Origin of the sequence: Streptomyces sp. NBC_00454 (genome assembly GCF_041434015.1) — a bacterium.
Taxonomy (GTDB): Bacteria; Actinomycetota; Actinomycetes; order Streptomycetales; family Streptomycetaceae; genus Streptomyces.
In genome coordinates, this window is the sequence record NZ_CP107907.1 from 3955162 (window position 1) to 3981631 (window position 26470).

Sequence of the window (26470 nt, forward strand, 5' to 3'; positions counted from 1 at the left end):
GCGGTGCGATCATCAGCCAATGGAATTCCGCTCTGCCGCAGCAGACCCCGCCCACCTGGACCGCGCCCTCGCCTACCCGGTCGAGGGCCCCGTTCCCGCCTTCACCGCCGAGAAGGTCCGTGAAGAGCTCGCCTCGAACCAGATGCGTCCCGAGTGGATCTGGACCGCCGAGGACGAGGACGGCGAGATCCTGGCCCGCGCCCTGTGGTGGGGCCGCGCCGACAGCGAGCGCCCGGGCGCCCTCGACTGCCTCCACGTACGGAGCTCCGTGGCCGACCCGGCCTCCGTCGCCGCCGGGCTGCTCGCCGCCGGGCACGCCGCCTTCGGGAAGGCCCCGGACTACAACATCTCGCTGCCGCGCGACTGGCGCACCGCCCCCGGCGGCCTCGCCGAGGCGGTCGCCTGGCGGCAGGAGGCCGCGTACAAGGCCGGTCTGACCCGCGAGATCGAGCGGCTGCGCTTCGAGTGGACCCCGGCCGCCGGGACCGCCGAGCCCACCGGGCGGCTGGTCTTCCGGGAGGGCACGGACGAGGAGTTCTTCGAGGCCTTCACCCGCATCGCGGCCGGCAGCCTGGACCTGCACACCCAGAACGAGCTGCGCACGATCGACGCGGAGGAACTGGCCCGCGACGACATCGAGTTCTACACCGACTGCCCCGGCGAGCGCTCCTGGTGGCGCCTCGCACACCTCCCGGACGGCACCCTCGCCGGCCTGGCGATCCCGTCCGCGACCCCGTACCACCGCAACGTCGGCTACCTGGGCGTCGTACCGGAACAGCGCGGCCGCGGCCTGATCGACGAGGTCCTCGCCGAGATCACCCGCTTCCACGCCTCCGAGGGCGCGGAGCGCATCACCGCCACCACGGACACCGTGAACGCACCGATGGCCGCCGCCTTCACCCGCGCCGGCTACGAGGTCACGGAGATCCGCCTGGTGTTCGAGACCTCCTCGGAGTGACCTGACCGGCCGTGCCCGGTAGCCTCCCCGCCTGGAGAAGGGTGGGGCGGGGTGTCCATCGCCGAATTGCAGGTGTACGCCGTCGAGGCGGCCGATGTCACGGGCGGCGTGTGCGTGGTCCGCTGCGTGGGCGGCGTCGCGCGGGCCGGGCAGGTCTACGCGGTCGGGGACGAGCGGACCGGACTGCGCAGGATCGAGCGGTACGGGCACGCGGTGGACTCCTTCGACGCGGGACACGTGGCCAAGGTGCACCTCTCGGGACCCGTGGTCGCGCTGCTCGCCCGCGGGCAGGTGTTGACGTACGTACCGCCCGGCGGGCACGCGCTGGCGGAGGTCGAGGCCTGGCTGGCGACCGGGCCGCCGCTGCTGGAGGAGCCGCATCCGGACCCGCTGCGGGCCATGGCGACGGCCCGGATGCAGGACGAGGGCCTGCCCGAGGGGATGCGGCTGCGGTGGGGCCGGGTGTCGCTGGCGGCGCTGGCCCGCGCGGGCCGCCCGGAGGAACAGCCGTACGTACGGGCCTACTTGCTCCGGACCTTCGGCCCCGGCGGGGACGGGGACCCCGACCGGGACCCCGCCGCCCTGTGCCGGGAGGTACTGGCCCGGTTCGACCTGACCCCGGACCAGGCGGCCGTGCGGGCCCGCGCCTGGCGGGACCTGCCGCGCCCCGACATCCAGCGGTTGCGGCGCATCAAGAATCTGATCCCCTGCATGGCCCCGGCGCGCCCCCACCTCGCCGACACCGACCCCCTGGCGGTGGCGGCCGACGCCTGGACGGCCCTGCGGCCCGCACTGCCCTAGGGAGTCCCTGGGCCCTGACCCCGAGGGGGTCGGGGGGTGATCTCCGGGGCCGGTCAGGGTGATCACGGACGCCCAACCAGCCTTGGAAAGGCGATGGTTGGTGCAGCGCAGGACGCGGTGATCCGATCCGCGGGCGCCGACCCCAGGAGTTGTCGATGTCCATGCGCCCGCGCTCATCCCGCCGCCTCGGCGCCACCGCCACCGTCACCGTCACCGTCACCGGTGTGGCGCTGGCTGTACTCGCCGCCGGTCTGGCCGCCGCCCCGGCGGCCCTGGCGGCGCCCTCGGGGCCCGCTCCCCACGGCTCCCGCGCAGCCCCTCAAGGCCACGGCCCGGATGCCCTGAGACGGCTGTTGGCCACCCTGCCCGACGGGGTGACGGACGCGGCGCTGGTCCGGGTGTCCGGCCCGGGCGCGCGCCTCCCGTACACCGGGACGGCCGGACCGGTGGAGGCCGACGCCGTCTTCCCCGTCGGCAGCGTGACCAAGGTGTTCACCGATGCGGTGGTGCTCCAGCTCGTAGCCGAACACCGCATCGGCATCGACGAGCCGGTCCGCCCCCGCTTCCCCGACCTGATCCCGGCCGGCTACGCCGGTGTGACGGTGCGCCAGCTCCTGGACCACACCAGCGACCTGCCCAGGCCGAAGCCGGAGCCGCTCGCCCCGCGCGGGCTGCTCGCCGCCTCCTTCGCGGAGGATGCCGCGAAGAACCCCGGCCGCGTCCCGGTCCCCGGAACAGTCCAGCAGTACAACGGGCTGAACAGCTTCCTCGCCGGTCTGCTCGTGGAGCAGGTCACCGGCCGCCCCTACGCCGAAGAGCTCGACCGGCGGATCCTGCGCCCGCTGGGCCTGCGCCACACCGGGCTCTCCGAGGACCCGTCGATAGCGTGGGCCGGGGCGGAGGGCGGGCTGGAATCCAACGCCGCGGACCTCGACACGTTCCTGCGCGCGCTGACCGAGGGGCGGCTCCTGCCCCCGGCCCAGCAGCGCCACCTCTTCGAAGTCCCCGAGGTGCCCAGCGCCCCCGGAAACACCAGCTGCCCCCCGCCGACGGCCTGTTTCAGTGCCGGGGGGCTGATGGGCATAGAGCTGAACGGCACCAGGGTCTGGGGCAAGACCGGCTCCAGTGGCGGCTGGAGCAGCGGCATCTTCATGGACCCGGCACGGCACCGCCGGACGGTCTACACCCTGCGGCCCGATGCCGGGGCCCATGGCAATGACCAGCGCACCCGCGTCGAGGCCGTGGTCACGGCAGCCCTCATCGGCTAGGCCGTCTCTTCCGGATCTTGCCGGGCCCGCGCCGCCCGGCACCGGACGACGCGGGCTCGACCGACAAGATCCGAAAGAGACGGCCTAGTGCCTCGTCAGGCGTGTGCGGCGTTTCCGGCCACCTTGGTCGGGGTGAGGCGCACGATCACCCGTACGTCCTCGGCCGGGGCGTTCGCGTACGCGTCGCCGCCGCCCGGGCCCTCGTACTCCTCGGCGATGCGGACGGTGATGGCCCGGCCGGCGTCCTCGGTGATGGTGGCGGTGCCGCGGATCTCGGCGTAGAGGAAGGGGTTGGCCAGGTCGAAGACGGTGAGGCCGATCCGGGCGTCGCGTGCGATGTTCCGCTCCTTGCGGCGGCCGCGCTGGGTGGAGATGAGGATCTCGTCCCCGTCGCGGGTCACCCACACCACGGAACTCTGCGGGCTGCCGTCGGGGTTCAGCGTGGCCAGCACCGCCGGGTGCGGGGCGTCCAGGAGCTTGCGTACCGTGTCGTTCAGCACAGGAGTAGTCATGTGCGCCACGGTAGTTGGGGCTCCGGCCCGCCCGTGGTGGCTTTTCCGGACGCGGGGAGACTAGGGCAGGTCGGCCGGCTGCGGCACTGCCGCTCGGTATCGGCTACGCAGCAGGCTCGGCTCAGCAGGTGCCGTCGCCCTTCAGCAGGCACTTCTCCGCCCACTCGCCGAGCTCCGTGAGCGCGGGCTTCAGCGCGGCGCCCGATTCCGTCAGCCGGTACGCCACCCGCAGCGGCGGGCCCTCGTCCACCTCGCGCAGGACCAGGCCGGCCGCTCCGAGCTCGACCAGCCGGTCGGAGAGCATGCGCTCGCTGATGCCGGAGATGGACCGGCGCAGGTCGGCGAAGTGCACCGGGCCGTCCATCAGCGAGGCCACGATCACGCCCGTCCAGCGCTTTCCGAGCAGCCCGAAGACCTGGGTGATGCCGTCGCTCACCCGGCTGCACGCCGCAGCGTCCCGATGCTGGGCCTTGTCAGTCCTGTCCGCCATGGCTCCAGGGTACTACCCTCACCTCAGGGGGTGAGAAAAAGTAAGTGACTGTGCTAATAATAGTGACGCACGAAAAAACGCACTCCTTGGAGGTTCCCATGGCCACCCTTCTGCACCTGGACTCGTCGCTCAGCCCCGCCGCCGGTTCCGCCTCGCGTGCGGTGACCGCCGCGTTCCGCAAGGCCTGGGAGGAGCAGCACCCCGACGGCACGGTCGTCTACCGCGACCTGTCGGCCGAGCCCGTCCCGCACCTCGACGGCCTCGCCGCGTCCGCGGCCTTCACCGACCCCTCCACCCACAGCCCCGAGCAGGCCGCGGCCTTCGCCGAGCGGCTGGAGCTGGTGGCGGAGCTGGAGCAGGCGGACGCCGTGCTGATCGGCGCCCCGATGTACAACTTCTCGATCCCCTCGACCCTGAAGGCGTGGCTCGATCAGGTCATCGTGATGGGCCGCACGGCGGGCCCCGACTCCCCTCTCAAGGGCCTGCCGGTCACCGTCGTCGCCAGTCGCGGCGGGTCCTACGCCGCCGGTACTCCGCGCGAGGGCCTGGAGTTCGTGACGAACTACCTGGAGGGGGTGCTGACCGCCATGTTCGGCGCCGAGGTCGACTTCATCGTCCCCGAGCTGACCCTGGCGGCGTCCAACCCCTCGATGGCCGATCTGATCCCCCTCGCGGAGGTCTCGAAGGAGAACGCGCTCGCGGACGCGGAGTCCAAGGGCAAGGCCCTGGCGGCGCGCGTGGGGGCGGCGGCCTGAGCCGCCCACGCCCCTAGGGAGTCGCCCGCCAGGGGATGTTGAGCCACGGCCCGGCCGGGTCGGTGGTCAGCGTGAGGTGCGTGGCCAGCGAGCCCGTGTACCAGTCGCCGAACTCCTCCTCGTCGAAGTGCAGGCACCGCCCCAGCGCGTACCCGGCGGAGAACTCCTCCCACGAGCGGTACGTCCCGCGCGCCGCCTCCCCGGCGCGCAGCACGCCGCGTTCGGCGTCCTCGAGCGTGCCGTAGCGGGTGGCCAGGCCCCACCGGGCCATCTGTGAGGCCCGGCCGTGGTCCCAGCCCTCGACGGAGCGGACCCAGCCGTCCTCGGGGAGCAGCCCGTCGGCGCGGAAGCGCTGCTCGTAGCGGGCGATCCGGCCGATGAGCCGCTGTACGCCCGCCACCTCGCCCTCCACCTCGGCGGTCGGCCGGGGCTGCGCCACCGTGACCCCGTCGGGGGTGAGCTGTGGTTCGGTGGCCCGCTCGGCGCTGCGGCGCAGGGCTGCGGCGGCCGCGTGCCGCCAGTGCTCCACGTCCACGGGGCCGGCGAAGTCGGAGGCCAGGACGCGGCGCACGCGCAGCGCGAACTCCCAGACGGGGCTGACGATCTCGGCGGCGAGCATGGCGCGCAGGATCTCGTGCCAGCCCTCGGGGGTGGTGATGCCCCAGGCCTTGCGGAGCCGTTCGCGTTCGCGGACGTAGCCGTTGCCGTGGTGGGCCAGGGCGTTCCAGAACTCCCCGTTGGAGACGGCGAGATGGGCGCCGACGGCCAGTCCGTGCGCGACGGGCCCGTGCAGCGGGCCGCCGGCGTGCAGCGAGTGCACCGCTCCGGGGGCCAGGCCCCAGGCGGGGGCGACGGCGTCCCAGTGGGCCTGCCAGCGGGCCCGGTCGGCCGGGGTGGTGGTGAGGTAGGCCTCGGCGGGGGAGCCGGGGTTCACGGCGAGGTGGGGCGGGTCCCGGTGGTCCCAGGCCTTCGCGAACCAGGCCAGGGACTGGCGGGTGTACACGGTGTGCGGATCGGGGGCGGGCAGCATGCCGCGCGTGTAGACGGCGAGGCTGCGGCCGTCGGGGGTGGGGTGGAACCGGGCCAGGGACGGCTCGGCATCGACATGCGTGCGGGCCTGCGGCAGGAACAGCTCGCTGCGGGCGAGGGCGTCGAGGTACCCCGGCCAGTCCCCGCGCGCCTTGGCCCCGTACAGCTCGCGCTCGATGGAACTCGGCGCCGTCCACCCATCCATACGGGTCAGCCTAACGGGGCCCCTGCTGCCCGATCTCGGCCCATACGGTCTTCCCGACGACCCGGTCGGAGGCGCCCCAGCGCTCCGAGAGCGCGCTCACGATGTGCAGCCCCCGCCCGAACTGATCGTCGTCGGCCGCCGCTCGCGGTTCGGGTCGCCGCTCTCCTTTCGGATCGGTGACCTCGATGCGGAGCACTGCTCCGGTGAGCTTCACCTCGACCCGGAGGTACCGGTCCCACACGGAGCCGTGCAACAGCGCGTTCGTCACCAGCTCGCTCGTCAGCAAGGCCACGTCCGAAGCCAGCTCGGGCTGCCCCCACGCCACCGCAAGCCACGCGGCCCGCCGCCGGGCCTCGGGTACGGAGTCCTGGCGGGGCGGGTAGTTCCGTACGTCGCGTCGGGTGAGTACGTCCATGTCCGTGCACCTCCGGTACGGGCGGTGAGTGGTTCGTCGCTGACGGTAGGGCGGGGTCGGGGTGGTGTGCAAGCTAAAGCGGGGAAATCTATCCCCAGGGAGTAGTTGTGCGGTACGGGGCGGGCGGGGAAGACTGCTGCGGGTACTAGGAGGTGGATCAAGTGCCCATGGACAACCGGGTATCCACGGTGCTGGCGCGTCGACTGGGTGGTGAGCTGCTGCGCTTGCGCGACGCGGCGGGCCTGACGCAGCCGCAGGCGGCGCAGGTGCTCAGCGCGACCGCGGCCAAGGTCGCCAAGATGGAGCGCGGATGGGTTCCGTTCCGGGATCCGGACATCGTGGCCCTGTGCAAGCTCTACGGGCAGACGGACGAGTCGGCAGTCGCCGGTTTGTTGTCGCTGGCCAAGTTGGACCGGGAGCGGCGCAAGGCCAAGGGCTGGTGGCAGCACATGCCCATCGTGGGTGGCCTTGGCGAGTACATCGCGATGGAGGAGATCGCCACACGTATCCGCACATGGCAGCCGGCCCTGGTTCCCGGGTTGCTTCAGACCCCGGAGTACGTCAGGGCGTTGGGCGTCACGTCCAACTGGTCGCACCCCGATGAGATCGAAGCGCTGGTGACCACACGGATCAAGCGACAGGCGCGGTTGCGGGGTGACGAGCCCATGGAGTTCCACGCGGTGCTGTGGGAGGCCTCGTTGCGCCACCAGGTCGGCAGCGCCGAAGTGATGCGCTCTCAGCTCGATCACCTGGTGCAGATGGCGAAGCTGCCGCACGTCCATGTCCAGGTGCTGCCCTTCCGGGCCGGGAGGCACCATGGTGTCGACGGTTCCTTCAACATCGTTTCGTTCGCGGAACCGGGGGCCTTGGACGTCGGCTATGCCGAGACCATCGCCTCTACCCTGTGGGCAGAAGGGGCGGAAGCCAACGAGGCTTACAGCCGGGCATTTGCCCGGGTGTCACGGCTGAGCCTTGCGCCGCGCGACTCCGTGAGCCTGATCGATGCCATCAGCAAAGGTATGTAACCCCGTGAACGAGTTCGAGTTCGTGAAGTCCAGCTACAGCAGCGACCAAGCCGACAAGGAGTGCGTGGAGGTGGCCACCAACGTGGCCGGCACGGTCGCGGTCCGGGACAGCAAGGACGCAGACGGGCCCGTCATCCAGGTCACCGACACCGCCTGGGCGGCCTTCGCGGCGGCGCGGTGAAGGGGATAACCGTCTACTGGCGGCCCGGTTGCACCTACTGCATGAAGCTGCGGCTGGGGCTCTGGCTGACCCGTACCCGGTACGACAAGGTCAACATCTGGAACGACCCCGACGCGGCGGCCTTCGTCCGCTCCGTCGCGGACGGCAACGAGACCGTGCCGACCGTCGTGGTCGGCGACGGCCCCGCCATGGTCAATCCCTCGCTGCGGGAGCTCCGCGCGGCGGCGGGGGCGGCCAGGTAAGGCACCGGTACATCAGAAAGGATCGTGGCATGTCCAGCGACCGCCTCATGCTCATCCGCAGCGCCGAGTTCCAGGCCATGGCCGAGAGGGTCCTGCGGGTCACCGAGCTCACCTCTCGCCTGAACGTCCTGCCTTTCGAGGACGAAGAGGGCAAGGCGGAACTGTTCGAGCAGATCCTCGGCAAGCCGCTGCCGCCCAAGGTCACGATCTATCCGCCCTTTTACACGGACCACGGCCTCCACCTCGACCTCGGCGAGCGCGTGTTCATCAACCAGAACTGCACGTTCCTGGACTACGCCGGCATCCGGCTGGGCAACCGCGTCATGGTTGGCCCGAAGGTCACGTTCATCACCAGCGGCCACCCGGTCGACCCCGAGGAGCGGCGGCTGTACCTCACCGGCGCACCCATCGACGTGGCGGAGAACGTGTGGATCGGTGCTGGCGCCACGATCCTGCCCGGCGTCAGCATCGGCCGTGATGCCGTGATCGCCGCCGGCGCTGTCGTGGCCGATGACGTTCCGCCGGCAAGCCTCGTGACCGGTAGCAAGGCAACGGTGCACCGACGATGGTGACGACTCCCTCCGCGCACCTCGTACCCGGGACCCTCTGCACCGCGCGGCTCACGCTGCTGCCGCTGCGGGTCTCGCATGCCGAGGAGATGGCCGCGGTGCTGTCCGATCCCGCGCTGCACGGCTTCATCGGCGGGGCCCCGTACAGCCCGGAGGACCTCCGTACCCGCTACGAGCGGCTGGTCGCCGGTTCGCCGGACCCGGCCGTCTCCTGGTGCAACTGGGTGATCCGGCTCGACGACGCGGACTGCCTGGTCGGCACGGTTCAGGCCACCGTTTCCGAAGGCGTCGCCGAGATCGCCTGGGTCGTGGGGACCGCCTGGCAGCGGCGCGGGATCGCCACCGAGGCGGCCCGGGGGCTGATCGGCTGGCTTCGGGCGGGTGGGGTGCGTACGGTCGTCGCGCACATCCATCCCGACCACGCGGCGTCCGCCGCCGTCGCCGGAGCCGCCGGGCTCATGCCCACCGACCACCTGCACGACGGTGAGGTCAGGTGGCAGTCGGCCACTGGCTGACCACGACGGCCCGCGCCGCCTTCGTGGCCCGCTTGCGGACCACCAGGGCCGAGATCCCGAGAGGAACACTGGCCAGGAGCGGCAGTACGGCCACGAGCAGGACCCAGCGGATGTCGACGCTTGCGGCGGGGTCCTTGACGGTCTTGGCGTGTACCGCCGAGAGCGCCACCGTGCCATGCATCGCGGTGGCGGTGTTGTAGGAGGAGTCGTAGGAATTGGCGCGGTTGTCGCCCATCAGGAAGATCCGGCCCTCCGGTACGACCACGTCGAACGGGACGGTCCCCGCCACCGCGCGGTCCTTGAGGTACGGCTCGTCGAGCGGCTCTTCGTTGAGCATCAGCCGGGACGTGCCGGGGGCGAACGAGAGGTGGTCACCACCGACCGCCACCACGCGGAACAGCGAGTCCCCGCCGTTTCCCCAGGGCATGGCGACGATGACGACTTCGCCGCGCTTCACGTCCCCCACCGGGGCGATCACGAAGGGGACCCGGTCACCGAGTACGTGGGTGGGCGCCATGTTGTCGCTGCGCATGACGAACGATTGATGGCCGTGCGGTGCGCCGAGGGCGGCCCAGACGGTCGTTCCCACCACCAGGGCCGCTCCGAGCAACAGCAGCACGATGGCCGCTATCCCTCGTCTGCGTCCTGGACGTTCGTTCTTCGTCACGTGCTCTCCCCGATGCTGTGTACCTGGCCGGAATCGTACGGTCCGTCCGTGCCCCCGACGCCAGTAGGGTGTCGGGCCCCGGAGGACTCGTCGCGGCGGAGGGAACGGCTATGCGGGGCAGCGGAACGGTCGCGGTGGTGGGAGGTTCGATCGCGGGGTGCGCGTTCGCTTCGGCGGCCGCGCGGGCCGGGGCGGGCGAGGTGGTGGTGCTGGAGCGCACGGGCGGGCGGCTCGCGGACCGGGGGGTCGGGCTGTGTGTCCACGACGACCGGGCCGCCGAACTCGCCGCGGCCGGGGCGCTGCCCGCCGGGATCCCCGCGCACCCGTTGGCACGGCGTCGCTGGGTGGTCCGGGATCCGCAGGCGGGACCGGGCGGGCGGGTGATCTGGGAGCAGCCGTTCCCGTTCCACTCGTACCACTGGGGCCTGCTGTGGCGCGGGCTACGGGAGGCCACCCCCGATTCGGTGGTGTACCGGCAGGGCGAGAGCGTCGCCGGGGTGAGCGCGGAGGGCGAAGTGCGGCTGGCCGGCGGGTCGGTGGAGCGGTACGACCTCGTGGTCGGGGCCGACGGCTACCGGTCGGTGGTGCGGGAGGCGGTCTGCCCGGACTCGCGGCCGCACTACGCGGGATACGTGTGCTGGCGGGGGAACTTCGAGGCCCGGCTGCTGGATTCGCTGGGCGGGCACGAGGACTCGTACCCCGGGGCGGTGACCACCGTCTGCTGGCCGGGCGGGACCTGCGTGATCTACCGGATCCCCGGTCCGGACGGGCTCCGCGTCAACTGGGTGCTGTACGCCACCCCGCCGCCCGCGGCCGGGCTGCGGCTGGACGATCCGACGAGTTTCCCGCCGGGCACGGTGACGGGGGAACTGGCGGTGCACCTGGCGGAGTTGCTGGAGGAGGAGTTCCCGCCGTACTGGGGTCGGGCGCTCGGGCTGACGGACCCGGCGGACGTGTACGTCCAGCCCATCTACGACCTGGAGGCGACCGCCATCACGGCGGGCCGGCTCCTGCTCTCCGGGGACGCCGCGTCGGTGGTGCGCCCGCACAACACCAGCGGCGCGGCCAAGGCGCTCCAGGACGCCAGCGCCTTCGAGGAGGTGTGGCGCGCGGCGGATTCGTGGGAGCAGCTGCTGCGCGGCTACCAGGAGGCCCGGGGCGCGGCGGGCCGGGAACTGGTCGCGCTGGCCCGCCGGCTGGGCCGGGCCCAGGTGGAGCGGACCCCGGACTGGGCGGCCATGGGGCACGCCGAGGCGCAGGCGTGGTGGCAGGGCCAGCTCGCGGGGGCGGCGGACATCGGGGGCCAGGCGCTGACCCCGTAGGGGCCGGCGGACGGGGCTCCGGGGGCTACGGGGGCTTCAGGGCCGGGCCATGCCTCCGTGCGGCGGCATGGCCCAGCCCCTTACGGCGGGCGTCTTACGGGTGCTGCCGGGACCCGGTCGGGGGCGGGTCGGGGAGGTTCCTGACGGGGCATGACCGGTGGGTGAAGGGATCGCGGCTGGTCAGGCGGGCCCCATACGCCGGTTGCTCGGCGTGTTGCCGAGGGCGGGGGCGGGGCTGCGGTTGCGGGGGCTGACGGGCTGTCGGTGAGTGGACGGTGACACGTCCCATGTCACGACTCGCGACTCACGACTTACTGCTCGCGACTCACGGCACCAGGTCTGGTCCCGGGGCACACCCACGTGCCCGCCCCGCTCGCTCCCGACAGGAGAGACACCTTGCTCCGCATCACGCGCTACACCGTCCCCGCCGCCCTCTGCCTGACCCTGCTGGCCGCGTCCCCCGGCCTCGCGGGCGCCGCCTCCGCTCCCGGGAAGCCGGTGGCCGCCTCCGCAGCCTCGTCCGTGGCCGCGGAGAAGGCCATTCCCGGCACCGAGGCCCTGCTCGCGCAGGTGCAGTCGCTGGGAGGTGTCGCCGGACTGCTCAAACCCGTCACGGACTTGCTGGCCGCGGTGCTCAAGTCCCCCGACGGCAAGCTCCCTGAGGCGGACCTCGCCGCCTTCAAGGAGAAGATCGACGCGGCGGTCGCGGAGCTGAAGAGGACCCTGCCCGCCGCGCCGGCCCTGCCGGTCCCGGTACCGCCGGTGGATGCGCCGAAGCTGCCGGTCGATGCGCCGAAGCTCCCGGTCGATGCGCCGAAGCTGCCCGTCGATGCGCCGAAGCTTCCGGTCGATGCCCCGAAGCTGCCCGTGGACGCGCCGAAGCTCCCGGTCGCGCTGCCCGCCGCGCCTCCCGTGGCCCTGCCCGTCTCCGCCCCGGCCATGATGAGGGCCAAGGCCAAGGCCGACGGGCCGCTGGACCTGGCCACCGGGGCGATCGACAAGCTCAAGGCCTCCGTGGACGGTCTCACCAAGGCCGCCGGTCCGTGCGGCTGTTCCACCGACGCCAAGGCCAAGGCCACCGACGTCGTGACCGACCTGGTCGCCGCCGTGGTCGCCCTGCTCACCGGCGCCGGCCTCCCGGGTCTCCCGTCACTCCCGGCCCCGGCCCTGCCGGTCCCGGCCCCCGCCCTGCCGGTGCCGGCCCTGCCCGTCGAGTAGCCCCGGCGCGCAGCCCGGCGGCGCCGGCCGGTTTGCGCGGGCCGAGGCCGCCCGACCGAGACGGCCTAGGGGGCCGGGCCCTAACCGGGGCCGCCCCCGGCGCCCCGGCGCCGCCGCGCGCGACCGCGTGCGACCGCGTGCGACCGCGTGCGACCGCCGTGCCGCCGCGCGACCGTACGGACCCCCTTGACGCGCCCTCCGGCCAGGTGGACGCTCCCGGGGCTCGGATCCGTACGGGGTGGCTTGGGGGCCGGAATGCCGGAGCAGTCGGGGCAGCACGTCCAGACGGCGGGGGAGTTGCGCGCGCAGCTCGTGGCCCACGGGGCGCGGTGGTCCGTCAGCGAACATCTCGCCGACGAGGATCCGGTCCCGAGGCCCTCGCTGGGCCTGGGGTCTGGGGTCGGCCTCACGCCCGCCGCGGCCGCGCCGCCGGTGGATCTGCGGGAGCTCGTCGGGCGGCCGAGCGGCAATCCGCACCTCACCCGGCGCAGGGCGGCGCACGGCCTGCTGACGGCCCCGGGGGGCCCGGAGGCCCGGGCCGGCGGCTCCGGAAGCCCCGGCGGCCCCACGGCCTACGCCACCCCCGGAGCCCCCACCGGCCCCGGCGGCCCCACGGCCCCCACCGGCTCCGGAGCCGCCACCGCTCCAGGCGCCCTAGGCAGCTCAGGCGGCTCCACCTCCCCCACCGCTCCAGGCGGCCCTGTAAGCCCCGGGGGTCCCACGGCCCCTGGCGGCCCCACGGCCCCCACCGGCTCCGGAGCCGCCACCGCCCCGGGCGCCCCAGGCAGCCCAGGCGGCTCCACCTCCCCCACCGCCCCCGGCGGCTCCGTAAGCCCCGGCGGCCCCGCCGCCACCGCGCGGCCCGTCGCCGTCGACTGGCGGCAGCGGTGGGGGTGGGCCTGGATCACCAAGGTCAAGGATCAGAACCCGTGCAGTTCCTGCTGGGCGTTCGGGGCGACCGGGCTGGTCGAGTCGATGGCCCGGATCGAGCATCACGTGTGGGCCGAGCGGTCCGAGGGGGACGTGCACGACGGGCTGCGGGCTCCTTGTGGGCAGACGGGCAGCCCCGAGTCCGCTCTCGACTGGGTCAGGATCAACGGCGGGCTCGCCGATCCGGACTGCTGGCCCTACTCCCCGCCCCCGCCCGGTACCCCGCCCGACCGGCTCGACGCCTGGCGGGCCGAGTACACCCCGAGCTGGGACCGGTCGGGCCGCACCGTCCGGATCCCCGAGCACGTGCGGCTCGGCGATGTGGAGCAGCAGAAGGTGTGGCTCGACACGGTCGGTCCGCTGACCGCCTGTTTCGACGTGTACGACGATTTCTTCGGCCTCGGCTCCGGCGTCTACCACCGCACCAGCGACCGTCTGGCGGGCGGCCACTGCGTCCTGATCGTCGGCTACGACGACGCGGCCGGCTGCTGGCTGTTCAAGAACTCCTGGGGACCCGGCTTCCACGTCGGCGGCTACGGCCGCATCGCGTACGGCGAGGCCAGGATCGACCACTGGGCCAAGTGCGGTCTGCAGGGCACCAACATCGACCCCTGGAGCAAGCGCCGTCTGCACACCGGCAACGTCTACGAGAGCGGCAACGGCCGCGCCCACCGCAACTTCGAGATGGCGGCCCTGGCGGGGACGGGGACCGCCGCCGCTGCCCTCCAGCACTGGTGGCGCGAGGGCGACGCCCCGTACCCCTGGGCCCGCGCCCGGACCTTCGGCTCCGACGCCTCCGGCCAGCCCGCCTTCACCGGGACCACCTACAACCGGAACATGGAGTCCCTCCACGTCACCACCGGCGGCCGGCTGCGCCACTGGTACTACGAGCAGTCCGGCGGCGCCTGGCGCGACGGCGGGGCCTTCGGCCCGGGGGACGCGGCGGTCGGCTCGACCCCGGCGTTCATCCAGAGCGACTACGGCGCCCCGGGCAACTTCGAGGTGGTGGTCCGCACCGCGGACGGCCGCCTCAACCACTGGTGGCGGATCAACGGCGCGCCCTGGACCTGGAACGACGGCGGCCGCTTCGCCTCCGGCATCGCCCACTACGGCCCGGCCCTGATCCAGACCCGCGCCCGCCACCTCGACCTGGTCGCCACCCGTACGGACGGCCGGATGCAGCTGTGGTGGCGCGACGACCCGAACGGGTTCGTCTGGCGGCCCGGCGAGATCTTCGGTAGCGGGATCACCTCCGCGCCCTGCCTGGTCGAAGCGCAGTACGGGGCGGCCGACGAGGACACCGCCGGGAACTACGAGCTGTGCGTGACCGGCGGGGACGGCCGCGTCGAGCACTGGTGGCGCGGCAACGCCTCCGGGGCCTCCTGGCAGCGCTCCGCGGTCTTCGGCCACGACGTGCTCGCGGTCACCGGGATGCTCCAGGGCAGTTTCGGGTTCAACCTGGAGGTGATCGTCCTGCGCACCGACCGCCTGCTCCAGCACTACTGGCGCGACGGCGCGGGCTGGCAGGAGGGGGCCGTCATCGGCCCGGCCTGAGCCGGAGACCGGAGACCGGAGAGGAGCCCGCGTGGAGGTCCGTGAGGTGGCGCTCGCGCCCGGTGAACCGTACGATCTGCGGCTCACCGGGCGCGGTGCGCGCGGCTACGTCTGGACCTGGCGGGTGACGGGCGACGCGGACGCCGTCTCGGTCTCCGAGGGTCCGCAGCCGCCCGAGCCCGAGGGGGCGCTGCTCGCGGGCGCGACCGTGGAGCGCGTGTACGTCGTACGCGGGCGGGTGGCGGGCAGGGCCCGGATCCGCTTCGCGCAGGTGCGGCCGCCGTATCCCGACGAGGCTCCGCTGGACGAGTTCGTCCTGGACGTCGTGGTGTCGTGAGCGAAGGTCCACATCGTGGACGGCGTCCAGCTTGCACCCCTGTTGTATCTATGCTGTGCGCATGCCATCCGCGACCACTACGGCGACCACCACCACCACCGCGACCACTGCCCTGACCGCCGCCGAGCGCGTCTACCAGCACGTCAAAGAAGGCGTGCTCGAGCGGCGCTACGAGGGCGGCGTCCTGCTCACGGAGGGCGAGCTCGCCCTCGCCGTCGGCGTCTCGCGCACACCGGTCCGCGAGGCGCTGCTGCGCCTCGAGACCGAGGGGCTGCTGAAGCTGTACCCGAAGAAGGGCGCCCTCGTCCTGCCGGTCTCCGCGCAGGAGATCGCCGACGTGATCGAAACCCGGCTGCTGGTCGAGGAGTTCACCGTCCGCAGGGCCGTGCCCGCCCCGCCCGGGCTGCTGGACCGGCTCGCGGAACTGATCGAGGAGCAGCGCCGCCACGGCGCCGCGGGCGCGCTCCCGGCGATGATGGCCGCCGACCGGGCCTTCCACGCGGAGATCGTGCGCAACGCAGGCAACCAGATCCTGTGCCGCCTCTACGACCAGCTGCGCGACCGCCAGCTGCGCATGGGCGTCGCCCTGCTGCACGCGCACCCCGACCGGGTGGAGCGCACGCTCGCCGAGCACACGGAGATCCTCGACGCCCTGCGCGCCGGCGATGCCGATACGGCCGCCGCGGCGGTACGGGCCCACGTGGGCCGGGTCGCGGAACTGGTGCGGGGGTCCTCCCGATGAGCTCCGCGACCGTGCCGGCCGCCCCGGCGTCGTTGCCCAAGGACCCTCCCGGCGGCCGCAAGGCGGTACTCGTCTGGTCGATCGGCGTGGCCGTCTACTTCGTCGCCGTCATCTTCCGCACCAGCCTCGGCGTCGCCGGCCTGGAGGCCGCCGACCGCTTCCACGTGAACGCCTCCGCGCTGTCCACGTTCTCCCTCCTCCAGCTCCTGGTCTACGCGGGCATGCAGATACCCGTCGGCCTGATGGTGGACCGGCTCGGCACCAAGAAGGTGCTCACCCTCGGCGCCGTGCTCTTCACCGCCGGACAGATCGGCTTCGCGCTCTCCCCGTCCTACGGGATGGCCCTGGCCGCCCGCGCCCTGCTGGGCTGCGGGGACGCCATGACCTTCATCTCCGTGCTGCGGCTCGGCACCCGCTGGTTCCCGGCCCGCCGCGCACCGCTGATGGCGCAGCTGGCCGGGCTGGTCGGGATGGCGGGCAACCTGGTCTCCACCCTGGTGCTGGCGCCCGTACTCCACGGGATCGGCTGGGTGCCGGCGTTCGCGGGCAGCGCGGTGGCCGGGCTGGTCGTCCTGGTTCCGCTCGTGCTGTTCCTGCGCGACCACCCCGAGGGCCACGAGCCGCCGCCGCGGCCCGCGGCCACCGCCGGGGCGGCGGGGTCGGGCGCGGGGGGCTTCGTACGGCGCCAGATCTCCGACTCCTGGAAGGAGCCGGGCACCAAGCTCGGTCTGTGGGTGCACTTCACGACACAGTTCCCGGCGATGGTGTTCCTGCTGCTGTGGGGCATGCCGTTCCTGGTCGAGGCGCAGGGGCTGTCGCGGACCACGGCGGGCGGGCTGCTCACGCTGATCGTCGCCTCGAACATGGCCCTCGGGCTGATCTACGGGCAGATCGTGGGCCGCAGGCAGTCCTCGCGGATCCCCCTGGCCCTGGGCACGGTCGCCGTGACCGCGCTGATGTGGGGCTCGGTCCTGGCCTATCCGGGGGACCACGCGCCGATGTGGCTGCTGGTCTGCCTCTGCCTGGTGCTCGGCATGTGCGGTCCGGCCTCGATGATCGGCTTCGACTTCGCCCGCCCGGCCAACCCGGCCGAGCGTCAGGGCACCGCCTCCGGGATCACCAACATGGGTGGTTTCATCGCCTCGATGACCACCCTGCTGGTGGTGGGGCTGCTGCTCGACGCCACCGGGGACGACTACCGGATCGCCTTCTCCTCGGTCTTCGTCCTGGAACTGCTGGGCATCAGCCAGATCCTGCGCCTGCGCGGCCGGGCGCTGTCCCGGGAACGGGACCGCGCGACCACCGCCGTGGCCGGCGCCGTGGTCACCGCAGGGGCCGTGGCCGACATCGCGCCTTCCGAAGTCAGCCCGGCCCGCCCCTGAGCTCCGGGCCGCTTCGGACCCCGGAGCGGCCCGGCCACGGCTACGGCGGCCCGGCTACGGCTACGGCTACGGCGTCACGGAGAAGTGGGCCAGGATCGCCTCGGCCAGCGCCGGGTCGCCCTCCACCTTCACGCGGTCGGCGACGGTGTGCGGCCGCACCCGCCCGCCCGCGAGCCGTACGTACGTCTCCCAGTCCAGGGTCAGCGTCACCGCCGGGCCGAGCGACGGGGCCTTGTCGATCGTGCCCCGGCCCTCCGCGTCCACCCGTACGGTCCGCATGAACTCCAGCGGCCCGTGCACATCGATGACCACGGCCGAGTTCGCGGGCGCGCCCGCCTTCTTGGCGACCACCTTCGGCAGCCCGGACAGGAGGATGTCGCGCGCCACGTACGCGCCGGGCGAGTCCCAGTTCCCCGGCACCCCCAGCGCCGCCCGCAGGTCCTGCTCGTGCATCCACACGTCGAAGGCGCGCAGCCTCAGCGAGTGCTCCAGCGTGGCCGGCTCGCCCAGCGGACCGCGGACCATGGTGTCCGGATCCCGCTTCTCGTTGCGCAGCTGGCGGGAGCGGCGAATGATCGTGTACTCCAGCTCCGAGGTCATCTCCGGCGCCGTGTGGTGGCGCCGTACGTCGACCTGGACCTCCATGTAGCGGCTGAACTCGTCCACCACGTGCCGCAGGTCCCGCGGCAGGGTGTGGATCGGCCGCGGATCGCCGAGCTGCTCGCACTCGATGCCGATGATGTGCGAGACCACATCGCGCACGGACCAGTTGGGGCACGGCGTCGCCCGGCTCCACTCGCCCTCCGTCAGCGGGAGGACCAGCTCGGATATCGCCTCGATGGAGTGGGTCCACGCGTCGGCATAGGGCTGAAGACTGGGATGCGGATGGACGGTCAACGGGACCCCTCGCGTGCTGTTCATTGGCGCGTTGGCGCGTTCTGGAAGCTAGTGCAATGGCTTCAAAACTACGCTGCCGGTGAGCACCCCGGCAGTGCTTTCGTGTGACGATCGTAGGCCCGAGTTGACGGCTTGAATGCCAGGACGGTGGTACTGTGCGCGCTTCCCTGATCCAAATCGCGGTGAACGAAGGGGAGTCGGTGGCTTCCCGCCGCTCCCGCGCCGCCGACCTCGTCCGCGACCAGTCCTCCTCGGACCTCGTCGTCCTGCCCGAACTGTGGACCGTCGGGGCCTTCTCCTACGAGAAGTTCGAGACGGAGGCCGAGCCCCTGGACGGCCCCACCTACGAGGCCATGTCCAAGGCGGCCCGCGATGCCGGGGTCTGGCTGCACGCCGGTTCCGTCGTGGAGCGGGCGGGCGACGGCTCGCTCTACAACACCGCGCTTGTCCTCTCCCCGACGGGCGAGCTCGCGGCCACGTACCGCAAGATCCACCGCTTCGGCTTCGACCAGGGCGAGGCCGTCCTGATGTCCCCCGGCGACTCCCTGACCACCGTGGAGCTGCCGGAGCAGACGCTGGGCATCGCCACCTGCTACGACCTGCGCTTCCCCGAGCTGTTCCGCGGACTGGTCGACGCCGGGGCGACCACGATGGTCGTCGCCGCGGGCTGGCCGGCCCGCCGCCGCGCCCACTGGACCCTCCTGAACCGCGCGCGGGCCGTCGAGGACCAGTCGTACGTACTCGCCTGCGGGCTGGCGGGCACCCACGCGGGCGTGGAGCAGGCCGGGCACAGCCTGGTCGTGGACCCGTGGGGCGAGGTCCTCGCGGAGGCGGGCCCGGGGGAGGACGTCCTGACCGTGGACCTCGACCCGGCGAAGGTCGCCCTGACCCGCGAGCAGTTCCCGGCCCTCAAGGACCGCCGGCTGGGCCGCTGACCGGAAATTCCATAGGCTCCGGAGATGCCTGGTCTGCTCCCCGCCGTTCCCAGAAGCGCTGAGCCCGTCGCGATCACACCGTCGGTGGTCACACCCCTGGGCGTGCTGGGCTTCGGCGGGGTCCTCGACCACTGGAAGGTGCCGGCGCGGCCCCGCACGGTTCACCGGCTGCCCGACGGAGGGATGATCTTCCGCTGGGAGCACAAGATCGCCGAACTGGAGCTGTTGCTCCGCCGGTTCGAACCACCCACCCAGGACGGCACGCTTCCGCTCGCGGATTGCTGGGGCGCCGTCTGGCGGGTGGGGGCCCACCGCCTGCTGAGCCGTGTGGAACTGTCCGCCCGTGTCCACGCCGTGCCCGAGGACGTGCGGAGCGGCTACAACGGGGGACAGGCCTTGGCGGCCGTCTCGCTCTCGAACGCGGGGACGGTGCTGACGCTGGGCGGGCCCGACGAGGAAGACATCTGCTCCCGCGCGGAGCGTGATGCCGGCCTGCCCCGGCGCTGGGCCGGACTCCTCGACGAGGGCGGCGCGGGCTCACCGCACATGACGTGGGGCGTGGACTACCTCGACGACAACCGCGGACTGCGCTGGGCCTTGCCGCCGCTGGCGAAGGGCGAACACTGCGTCCTGCACGTCGCTGTGAGCTGGCGGACCCCGGCACCCGGTGAAGACGAGGACGACATCAGCACCTGGTGGGCCGTACTCGTCAACCCGGAACACATCATGGGCCCGGCGCCGGCCTCGACCAGGGCGGCGCCGAAGGCCCGGCCGCGCTAGCGCGGCCTAGCCGTCCCTGTCCCCGTCGCCGCCCCCGTCGCCCTCGCGCTCCTTTTCGGCCATCCGGATCACGCACACGGCGACGGCGATCAGCAGCGCCGCGTCCGCGTCCTCCCGGATCACGTCGACCGCGTAGGTCTCGCGGACCCGGTACCACTGGCGGGAGATCAGGGCGAGCAGCTCCCCGTCGTACTCGACCTTGAACTCCCGGTCCAGGATCCGGCCGCTGATGTCCAGCTCGGTGCCCTCGTTGAGGGTCACGAGGTAGTGGTTGCGCAGCAGCGAGAACCGCTTCCGGCGGATCACCGCGAGCCGCCGCTCGTCCCGCTCCAGGGTCATCGCGTCGCGGAAGGAGAACCACTTCTCCCGCAGCGTGATCAGGATCTGCCCGTCGGGATCCTTCAGCTCCAGGGTGTCGCGCAGCCGCAGGGCCTTGCCGTCGACGAGGAAGGCGTGGCGGCCGTCCTCGTCCTCGATCCAGTAGTCGTCGCCGAGGGCCAGCACTTTGTCCCGAACCAGGTATTTCATGCCGTCATCGCTGCCCGCGATAGGTTGCCGCCATGCCTCTGCTCTACGTGACCGATCTGGCGTACCCGGCGCGCGGCCGCCGCTACGGCGACGAGGACGTCTTCCTCACCTCGCGGCTGCGCGAGCACTTCCCGCTGGCCCTGTGCCATCCGCTGGACGCCCAGGCCCTTTTGCCGGCGGGCTTCGACGCCATCGTGATCCGCAACAGCGGCCCGGTCCTGCACTACCAGCAGGCCTACGATTCCTTCCGCGCGGCCGCCCTCGCCGCCGGCACCCCCGTCTACAACCCGCTCACCGGCCGGGGAGACATGGCGGGCAAGCAGTACCTCCTGGACCTGACGGCGTCCGGCCACCCGGTCATCCCGACCGTCGACGACCCGGCGGACCTCGCCCTGCTCCCGCGCGCAGCCTCGTACGCGGTGAAGCCGAAGCAGGGCGCGGACTCGATAGGCCTCACCTTCACCCCGCACCCGGACTGCGCACCGGGGGAGTTCCTGATCCAGCCGCGCATCGACTTCGCGTACGAGGTGTCCTTCTACTTCGTCGACGACTCCTTCCAGTACGCCCTGTACGCCCCGGACCCGGCCCGCCGCTGGGAGCTCGTCCCCTACGAGCCCACCCCGGCGGACCTGGCCTTCGCCCGCGGTTTCATCGACTGGAACACTCTCGACCACGGCATCCAGCGCGTGGACGCCTGCCGCGCCCCCTCGGGCGAGCTCCTCCTGGTCGAACTGGAGGACCTCAACCCGTACCTCTCCCTGGACCTCCTCCCGGCCCCGGTCCGCGAATCCTTCGTGACGGCGCTGGTGGCCTCCCTGAAATCCTTCATCCACAGCTCCAAGAGCTGAGACCCCTCACGCCGGTACCGATGTCAGACCCGGGCGGCACTCTGTGGTCATGGACAAGCAGACGTTCTGGAAGCTGATCGAAACGGCCCGCGCGGACGCGGAGCCCGGCGGGGTGGCGGCGCGCGCGGCGGAGTTGCTCGCGCAGCGTCCGGCAGGGGAGATAGCCGCCGCCCAGCAGGTGTTGTGGGACCTGCTGGGGGAGTCCTACCGGGCCCCGCTCTGGGCCGCGGCCTACCTGATCAACGGCGGCTGCTCCGACGACGGCTTCGACTACTTCCGCGGCTGGCTCCTCACCCAGGGCGAAGCGGTTTTCACCGCCGCCCTGGCCGACCCGGATTCGCTGGCGGACCACCCGCTCGCGCGCGAGGCGGCGGCCGGGGGAGAGGAGCTGGAGGACGAGGAGACGCTGTCCATCGCCTGGACGGCGTACGGGCGCGCCACCGGCCGCGAGCTCCCCTCGGACTCCTTCACGATCGCGTACCCGCCCCTGGACCCGTCCTGGGACTTCGACTTCGGGGACGGCGAGGCCCTCGCCGTCCGCCTGCCGAGACTGACGGCCCTCCTCGCCGAGCCCCTATCGATTGCCTGACCGCCCTTCGCCCTTCAGCCCTTCAGGCGGCGGGTGATCTCGTCGGAGAGCCGTCGTTGCAGCTCGGCCAGTTGCTCGGGGGTGTAGCCGGTGAGGTCGCCGGCGCCGGGGCCGCCCGGGGGCTCCTGTTTCTGTTTCTCCTGCTCCCTGCGCTGGAGTTCCTTCTCCTCCGGCGAGCCGGGGGCCGCGTACGCGCACCGGATGAGTGCTCCGGCGGCGTCCTTCAGGCAGGTCGCCTCCCGGCCGTCCACCTGGCCCCGGCCCTCCACCCGGTAGCGGATGTTCTGCTCGCTGCCGACCGTGGCGGTCCAGGTGCTGCCACCGGTGGGTATGACCTCGAACACCCGGTCGTCGTTGTAGCAGCAGACGTCCCGGTACTCGGCCTTGATCAGGGCGATGAGCGCCTTCGGCGAGGACCAGGTGGGGGCGAGGCGGCGGACGGTCATCGGGGCCAGCCCGCTGCCCTGGTACCGGGTCGGTACGGTCGACACCGCGACGACCGAGCTGGCCTCGCCCTGCGGGGTCAGGGGGGTGACGTACGCGCCGCGCCCGCTCCCGTCGCGGTACTGCAGGGCGAACTCCGAGTCGTTGCCGTCATTGGCGCCGTCCTCGGACGCGTCCCAGCCGGTGCGCTCGAACCACCAGTCGGTGAAGCTGCCGACCGCGGCGGTCCCTTCCCGCTGCCGGGACGCGAGGCTCAGCGGGTAGGAGGGGCCGGGTACTCGGGAGGTGTCCGTGGTGATCGTGACCTTGCCGGTCCGACCGTCGTAGAGGGCGACCCCGGCGGGCCGTTCGGTGACCACCAGGATGCCGGTCTGGCGCTTGAGGGGGACGACCACCGTCGGCGTCCCGCCCGAGCAGGTCACGTAGGCGTCGTCGGCGGAGAACCGCACCCAGCGCTGCTGTGCCGATATCTTCCGGCCCAGGTTGTGGCCGAACCAGCCGCTGATCCTGGCATCCGCCTTGTCGATGTCGAAGGAACAGCGTTCCTGGGTACGGCTGTTGGCGCCGAGCGGGATGTCCTGGACCAGCCCGACCTCGTACCCGGCCAGCCAGCCGCGCCGCTCGACCAGCGTCGCGAACCGGTCCGAGTCCGGCAGGTAGGTGATGTCGGAGATCTCGCCGGTGACATCCCCCAGATGGGGCGCGGCCTGCGCCTTGCCGACCAGGTACGGCGCCCGGGGAGACAGATCGGGCACTGCCTCGGTCACCACCTGCACGCTGTGCATGTACTCGCGGTCCTGGAGGTACGAGCCGTAGATCAGCCACCAGATCGCGAGCCCCAGCCCGGCCACCGCGACCACGCATCCGAGCCCCGCGACCCAGTCGGCGACCTCCGAGCCCCCGCCCGGCTTGGCATCGCGCTTGCGCCACCGCCGGACCGCCTTCACCAGCGCCCACGGCACCCCGATGGCCGCCGCGAGCAGCAAGGGCGCCGCCAGCCAGGCCGCGAGCTTGCGCAGCTCCCACACCAGGATGGTGGTGTAGTACGACCCGTACCAGAGCAACAGCCCCAGCAGCGCCGCTGCCAGCACCGCCGGTAATGCCGCCCGCAGCTTCTGCCCCATAGCCCCCCGCCCCCCTCAACGCCCCGGCGCCCCCCGGCGCCAACCTGTCCGAGGGGTGTACCCCGGACCGGACCCGCTCAGTCTCCGGGGCCCGGGAGGCCTTGTCGTACGCGTGTGGTCCGGCGTTCACACCTGGATGGCAAGCTTGAAACATGAACGATGCTGCCCCGGCGCCCACCCCCGCGCCCGCGCCCCGACGTGCCCGTGTCCGTGCCCCCGAGCTGATCGGCAAGGGCGGCTGGCTGAACACCGGCGGTAAGCCGTATACCCTCGCCGACCTGCGAGGACGGATCGTCATTCTCGATTTCTGGACCTTCTGCTGTGTGAACTGCCTGCACGTCCTCGACGAGTTGCGCGAGCTCGAGGAGAAGCACCGCGACACCGTCGTGATCATCGGTGTGCACTCGCCGAAGTTCGTCCACGAAGCCGAGCACGCCGCCGTCGTCGATGCCGTCGAGCGGTACGAGGTGCACCACCCCGTGCTCGACGACCCCGAGCTGGCGACCTGGAAGCAGTACGCCGTCCGCGCGTGGCCCACGCTCGTCGTGATCGACCCCGAGGGGTACGTCGTCGCGCAGCACGCCGGTGAGGGGCACGCGCACGCCATCGAGCGGCTCGTCGAGGAGCTGGAGGCGGAGCACGAGGCCAAGGGGACGCTGCGGCGCGGCGACGGGCCGTACGTGGCTCCCGAGCCGGTGGCGGGCGATCTGCGGTTCCCCGGGAAGGCGCTCGTGCTGCCCTCCGGGAACCTCCTGGTCTCCGACTCGACGCGGCACCAGCTCGTGGAGCTGGCCGCCGACGGGGAGAGCGTCGTACGGCGCATCGGCAGCGGGCAGCGCAGCTTTACCGACGGGAGCGCCACCGAGGGGAGCTTCAGCGAGCCCCAGGGGCTGGCGCTGCTGCCCGACGGCTCTGTGGTGGTCGCCGACACCGTGAACCACGCCCTGCGCCGGTTCGACCCCGCCACCGGCGCCGTCGAGACCGTCGCCGGGACCGGCCGCCAGTGGTGGCAGGGGTCGCCGACCTCCGGGCCGGCTCTGGAGGTGGACCTGTCCTCGCCGTGGGACGTGGCCTGGTGGCGGGGGCGGGTGTGGATCGCCATGGCCGGCGTCCACCAGCTGTGGACCTGGGACCCGGAGAGCGGCACCGTCGCCCTGGCCGCCGGGACCACCAACGAGGGCCTGCACGACGGGCCGGCCGCCGAGGCCTGGTTCGCCCAGCCCTCCGGCCTCGCCGCCACCGAGGACCGGCTGTGGATCGCCGACTCCGAGACCAGCGCCCTGCGGTACGTGCACCCGACGGACGGCGAGGGGGACGGCGGCGGCTACGCGATCACCACCGCCGTCGGCACCGGACTCTTCGACTTCGGGCACCGCGACGGCGACGCCGCCCAGGCACTGCTCCAGCACCCGCTCGGCGTCACCGCCCTGCCCGACGGCTCGGTCGCGGTGTGCGACACGTACAACCACGCCCTGCGGCGCTACGACCCCGCCACCGGCCAGGTCACCACCCTCGCCACCGATCTGCGCGAGCCCAGCGACGCCGTGCTGGTCGGTGAGGACATCGTGGTCGTCGAGTCCGCCCGGCACCGGCTGACCCGGCTGAGGCTCCCGGAGGAGGCGGTACGGGTGGACGCGGTTGCCCACCGTACGCAGCGGGCCGCGACCGAGGTGGCCCCCGGCACGCTCCGCCTCGACATCGTCTTCCAGGCCCCGGCCGGCCAGAAGCTCGACACCCGCTACGGGCCCTCCACCCGCCTGCTGGTCTCCTCGACCCCGCCCGAGCTGCTGGTGTCCGGGGAGGGGGCCGGCACCGACCTGTTCCGGGAGCTCGCGCTCAATCCGGAGCTCACCGAAGGCGTCCTGCACGTCTCGGCGATGGCCGCCTCCTGCGACGACGACCCGGCCAACGAATACCCGGCCTGCCACGTCCACCAGCAGGACTGGGGGGTGCCGCTCAGCGTCACCGCCGACGGCGGCGCGACCCGGCTGCCCCTGGTCCTGGCGGGGATGGACGAAGCCCCGTAGGGCGCGGGCTCAGTCCTCGTACCCGTCCGCCTTCTCGCCCTTCTCGTCCTCCTCGAGGCGGGCGAGGAGGAGGTTCGGGTCGCGCAGCGTGACGAAGGCGGCGCTGGGTACGTAGACCTTGTGGTGCCGGATCGCCACCGACGTGGGGTTGGACAGCCCGTCCTGCGGGGTCAGCAGGATGCGGTGGGTGCCGTCGGGCCGCACCAGGGCGACCTGGCTGGTGGAGTTCAGGGCGGCGAGGGCCGTGTCGTCGTGCCCGGGGAAGGCGAAGTCGTCGATCCCCGCCAGCCCGGTGGCCCGGACCGCCACGGCCCCGGCAGATCCGTCCTCGCGGACCGGGATCCGCAGGAGCGTGCCCCGGTCGTAGTTGGAGACCCAGACCGCGTGGTCGTGCACCTTGATGCCGTTGGCGCCGATGAACGAGGTCGGCAGGAGCGCGGCGCCGGTGGCCCACCGGGTCACCTCGCCGTCGTCGAGGGAGATGCGCCAGACGGTGCCGAGGACCGAGTCGGCGGCGTAGAGCACGCCGTGGTGCTCGTCGAGCGCGAGGCCGTTGGCGAAGCCGTTCGGGGGCAGGTCGGTGAACTTGGAGACCTCGCCGTCCGGGGTGATCCGGTAGATGCCGGTGACGGCCGTGCCGGTGAGGTAGGGGACGTAGAGCGTCCCGTCGTGGGTGCGCACGATGCCGGTGACGACCGCGGCGCCGAGGAGGGGGGTGGCCGGGTTCGCGACGGCGGGCAGGGTCGCGAGGATCTCGGTGTCGCCGTGCCGGGAGACCCGGGCGACCTGGCGGGCGAGGGCGAAGGTCAGGTCGGCGGAACCGTCCGGCTCCAGGACGATGTTCTCCGGCGTCTGCCCGGCCGTGAGGTCGAAGTGGGCGACGATCCGCGGATGCGCGAGCGCGTACGAGGGCTTCGGCGGCGGCGACGTCGTCGTGGCGGTCGTGGCGGTCGCGGCGGGGGCGGACGCGAGCAGGGCGAGGGCGATGCCCAGGGTGCCTGCGATACGCGGCGTTCGGGCTCTGCGGGGCGTGCGGTCCATGCGGAGCACGGGACTCTCCTTGTCGGCCGGACGTGACGGGAGCCCAGCAGACCATGACGGAACGTCACCACCGGTTCGTCACGCGGCGGTGCTCCCGGGAACGACCCACCCGGCCGAAAGCCCGCACCGCCCGCCGGGAT

Annotated in this window: 29 protein-coding genes; 20 read left to right on the plus strand and 9 right to left on the minus strand. The window is 72.7% G+C overall.

Annotated elements, in window-relative coordinates; genetic code table 11:
- Nucleotides 1–19: 19 nt before the first annotated feature.
- From OHU74_RS18380 to OHU74_RS18390, 3 genes are all read left to right on the plus strand, one after another.
- Nucleotides 20–958 carry a GNAT family N-acetyltransferase gene (locus OHU74_RS18380; RefSeq protein ID WP_371616903.1) on the plus strand — a complete coding sequence of 313 codons (939 nt, stop codon included), beginning with the start codon at nucleotides 20–22 and terminating at the stop codon, nucleotides 956–958.
- 51 nt (nucleotides 959–1009) lie between these two features.
- Entirely contained in the window at nucleotides 1010–1759 is a 750-nt protein-coding gene (locus OHU74_RS18385; protein WP_371616904.1) for a hypothetical protein, read from the plus strand.
- Between the two features lie 155 nt (nucleotides 1760–1914).
- Entirely contained in the window at nucleotides 1915–3027 is a 1113-nt protein-coding gene (locus tag OHU74_RS18390; protein WP_371616905.1) for a serine hydrolase domain-containing protein, read from the plus strand.
- 95 nt (nucleotides 3028–3122) lie between these two features.
- Here OHU74_RS18390 and OHU74_RS18395 read toward each other — a convergent pair whose 3' ends face one another.
- Nucleotides 3123–3539: a PPOX class F420-dependent oxidoreductase gene (locus OHU74_RS18395; protein WP_371616906.1), complete on the minus strand. Its 417-nt coding sequence runs from the start codon at nucleotides 3537–3539 to the stop codon at nucleotides 3123–3125.
- Between the two features lie 121 nt (nucleotides 3540–3660).
- Complete coding sequence (locus OHU74_RS18400; RefSeq protein WP_371616907.1) at nucleotides 3661–4029, minus strand: winged helix-turn-helix transcriptional regulator; 369 nt, start codon at nucleotides 4027–4029, stop codon at nucleotides 3661–3663.
- Nucleotides 4030–4127: 98 nt separating this feature from the next.
- Between OHU74_RS18400 and OHU74_RS18405 the strand changes: the two genes are divergently transcribed.
- On the plus strand, nucleotides 4128–4784 hold the full coding sequence (locus OHU74_RS18405; protein ID WP_371616908.1) for an FMN-dependent NADH-azoreductase: 657 nt from the start codon (nucleotides 4128–4130) through the stop codon (nucleotides 4782–4784).
- A 13-nt stretch (nucleotides 4785–4797) separates the two neighbouring features.
- On the opposite strand, the gene OHU74_RS18410 is transcribed toward OHU74_RS18405, so the two are convergent.
- Both OHU74_RS18410 and OHU74_RS18415 read right to left on the minus strand, forming a co-directional pair.
- Nucleotides 4798–6018 (minus strand): DUF1266 domain-containing protein, encoded by a 1221-nt coding sequence (locus OHU74_RS18410; RefSeq protein ID WP_371616909.1) that lies wholly within the window; start codon nucleotides 6016–6018, stop codon nucleotides 4798–4800.
- A 10-nt stretch (nucleotides 6019–6028) separates the two neighbouring features.
- Nucleotides 6029–6433 (minus strand): ATP-binding protein, encoded by a 405-nt coding sequence (locus OHU74_RS18415; RefSeq protein ID WP_330297508.1) that lies wholly within the window; start codon nucleotides 6431–6433, stop codon nucleotides 6029–6031.
- A gap of 167 nt (nucleotides 6434–6600) precedes the next feature.
- Here OHU74_RS18415 and OHU74_RS18420 point away from each other — a divergent pair, with 167 nt between their 5' ends.
- Genes OHU74_RS18420 through OHU74_RS18440 form a run of 5 tightly spaced genes read left to right on the plus strand, consistent with a single transcriptional unit; the run spans nucleotide 6601 to nucleotide 8965 of the window.
- Nucleotides 6601–7458 (plus strand): helix-turn-helix domain-containing protein, encoded by an 858-nt coding sequence (locus OHU74_RS18420; RefSeq protein ID WP_371619727.1) that lies wholly within the window; start codon nucleotides 6601–6603, stop codon nucleotides 7456–7458.
- A gap of 4 nt (nucleotides 7459–7462) precedes the next feature.
- Nucleotides 7463–7639, plus strand: a complete 177-nt coding sequence (locus OHU74_RS18425; RefSeq protein WP_371616910.1) for a DUF397 domain-containing protein — start codon at nucleotides 7463–7465, stop codon at nucleotides 7637–7639.
- Nucleotides 7636–7881 carry a glutaredoxin domain-containing protein gene (locus tag OHU74_RS18430; protein ID WP_371616911.1) on the plus strand — a complete coding sequence of 82 codons (246 nt, stop codon included), beginning with the start codon at nucleotides 7636–7638 and terminating at the stop codon, nucleotides 7879–7881. Before OHU74_RS18425 ends, OHU74_RS18430 begins: the two co-directional genes overlap by 4 nt.
- A gap of 29 nt (nucleotides 7882–7910) precedes the next feature.
- Nucleotides 7911–8453, plus strand: a complete 543-nt coding sequence (locus OHU74_RS18435; RefSeq protein WP_371616912.1) for a DapH/DapD/GlmU-related protein — start codon at nucleotides 7911–7913, stop codon at nucleotides 8451–8453.
- A complete protein-coding gene (locus tag OHU74_RS18440; RefSeq protein ID WP_371616913.1) occupies nucleotides 8447–8965 on the plus strand; it encodes a GNAT family N-acetyltransferase in 519 nt (172 codons plus the stop codon). The genes OHU74_RS18435 and OHU74_RS18440 overlap by 7 nt, the downstream gene beginning before the upstream one ends.
- Here the strand turns inward: OHU74_RS18440 and lepB are convergent.
- Nucleotides 8940–9632 (minus strand): signal peptidase I, encoded by a 693-nt coding sequence (gene lepB / locus OHU74_RS18445; RefSeq protein WP_371616914.1) that lies wholly within the window; start codon nucleotides 9630–9632, stop codon nucleotides 8940–8942. The two genes, OHU74_RS18440 and lepB, sit on opposite strands and share 26 nt — an antisense overlap.
- A gap of 110 nt (nucleotides 9633–9742) precedes the next feature.
- On the opposite strand from lepB, the gene OHU74_RS18450 reads away from it, so the two are divergent.
- The 6 genes from OHU74_RS18450 (at nucleotide 9743) to OHU74_RS18475 (ending at nucleotide 17117) form a co-directional block, all read left to right on the plus strand.
- A complete protein-coding gene (locus OHU74_RS18450) occupies nucleotides 9743–10954 on the plus strand; it encodes a monooxygenase (RefSeq protein WP_371616915.1) in 1212 nt (403 codons plus the stop codon).
- A gap of 396 nt (nucleotides 10955–11350) precedes the next feature.
- The gene (locus OHU74_RS18455) at nucleotides 11351–12172 is read left to right on the plus strand and encodes a hypothetical protein (RefSeq protein WP_371616916.1); all 822 of its coding nucleotides are present in this window, start codon (nucleotides 11351–11353) and stop codon (nucleotides 12170–12172) included.
- A gap of 255 nt (nucleotides 12173–12427) precedes the next feature.
- Nucleotides 12428–14656, plus strand: coding sequence for a C1 family peptidase (locus tag OHU74_RS18460; protein ID WP_371616917.1), 2229 nt, complete (start codon nucleotides 12428–12430; stop codon nucleotides 14654–14656).
- 31 nt (nucleotides 14657–14687) lie between these two features.
- A complete protein-coding gene (locus OHU74_RS18465; protein WP_371616918.1) occupies nucleotides 14688–14993 on the plus strand; it encodes a protease inhibitor I42 family protein in 306 nt (101 codons plus the stop codon).
- A gap of 61 nt (nucleotides 14994–15054) precedes the next feature.
- A complete protein-coding gene (locus OHU74_RS18470; protein WP_371616919.1) occupies nucleotides 15055–15735 on the plus strand; it encodes a GntR family transcriptional regulator in 681 nt (226 codons plus the stop codon).
- Nucleotides 15732–17117 (plus strand): nitrate/nitrite transporter, encoded by a 1386-nt coding sequence (locus tag OHU74_RS18475; RefSeq protein WP_371616920.1) that lies wholly within the window; start codon nucleotides 15732–15734, stop codon nucleotides 17115–17117. Before OHU74_RS18470 ends, OHU74_RS18475 begins: the two co-directional genes overlap by 4 nt.
- Before the next feature lie 66 nt (nucleotides 17118–17183).
- Here OHU74_RS18475 and OHU74_RS18480 read toward each other — a convergent pair whose 3' ends face one another.
- Nucleotides 17184–18014, minus strand: coding sequence for a maleylpyruvate isomerase family mycothiol-dependent enzyme (locus tag OHU74_RS18480; protein WP_330297519.1), 831 nt, complete (start codon nucleotides 18012–18014; stop codon nucleotides 17184–17186).
- Nucleotides 18015–18169: 155 nt separating this feature from the next.
- Here OHU74_RS18480 and OHU74_RS18485 point away from each other — a divergent pair, with 155 nt between their 5' ends.
- Together OHU74_RS18485 and OHU74_RS18490 are read left to right on the plus strand one after the other, a co-directional pair.
- On the plus strand, nucleotides 18170–18949 hold the full coding sequence (locus OHU74_RS18485; RefSeq protein WP_371616921.1) for a carbon-nitrogen family hydrolase: 780 nt from the start codon (nucleotides 18170–18172) through the stop codon (nucleotides 18947–18949).
- A gap of 24 nt (nucleotides 18950–18973) precedes the next feature.
- Entirely contained in the window at nucleotides 18974–19729 is a 756-nt protein-coding gene (locus tag OHU74_RS18490; RefSeq protein WP_371616922.1) for a hypothetical protein, read from the plus strand.
- A 6-nt stretch (nucleotides 19730–19735) separates the two neighbouring features.
- Here OHU74_RS18490 and OHU74_RS18495 read toward each other — a convergent pair whose 3' ends face one another.
- A complete protein-coding gene (locus tag OHU74_RS18495) occupies nucleotides 19736–20257 on the minus strand; it encodes an LURP-one-related/scramblase family protein (protein WP_371616923.1) in 522 nt (173 codons plus the stop codon).
- Between the two features lie 32 nt (nucleotides 20258–20289).
- Here OHU74_RS18495 and OHU74_RS18500 point away from each other — a divergent pair, with 32 nt between their 5' ends.
- Together OHU74_RS18500 and OHU74_RS18505 are read left to right on the plus strand one after the other, a co-directional pair.
- On the plus strand, nucleotides 20290–21105 hold the full coding sequence (locus tag OHU74_RS18500) for a hypothetical protein (RefSeq protein ID WP_371616924.1): 816 nt from the start codon (nucleotides 20290–20292) through the stop codon (nucleotides 21103–21105).
- Between the two features lie 49 nt (nucleotides 21106–21154).
- Nucleotides 21155–21694, plus strand: a complete 540-nt coding sequence (locus OHU74_RS18505; RefSeq protein ID WP_371616925.1) for a DUF4240 domain-containing protein — start codon at nucleotides 21155–21157, stop codon at nucleotides 21692–21694.
- Nucleotides 21695–21708: 14 nt separating this feature from the next.
- Here the strand turns inward: OHU74_RS18505 and OHU74_RS18510 are convergent, their stop codons facing one another.
- Nucleotides 21709–23262, minus strand: coding sequence for a hypothetical protein (locus OHU74_RS18510; RefSeq protein WP_371616926.1), 1554 nt, complete (start codon nucleotides 23260–23262; stop codon nucleotides 21709–21711).
- Between the two features lie 152 nt (nucleotides 23263–23414).
- Between OHU74_RS18510 and OHU74_RS18515 the strand changes: the two genes are divergently transcribed.
- The gene (locus tag OHU74_RS18515) at nucleotides 23415–25289 is read left to right on the plus strand and encodes an NHL domain-containing thioredoxin family protein (RefSeq protein WP_371616927.1); all 1875 of its coding nucleotides are present in this window, start codon (nucleotides 23415–23417) and stop codon (nucleotides 25287–25289) included.
- Nucleotides 25290–25298: 9 nt separating this feature from the next.
- On the opposite strand, the gene OHU74_RS18520 is transcribed toward OHU74_RS18515, so the two are convergent.
- Complete coding sequence (locus OHU74_RS18520; RefSeq protein ID WP_371619728.1) at nucleotides 25299–26330, minus strand: hypothetical protein; 1032 nt, start codon at nucleotides 26328–26330, stop codon at nucleotides 25299–25301.
- Between the last annotated feature and the right edge of the window lie 140 nt (nucleotides 26331–26470).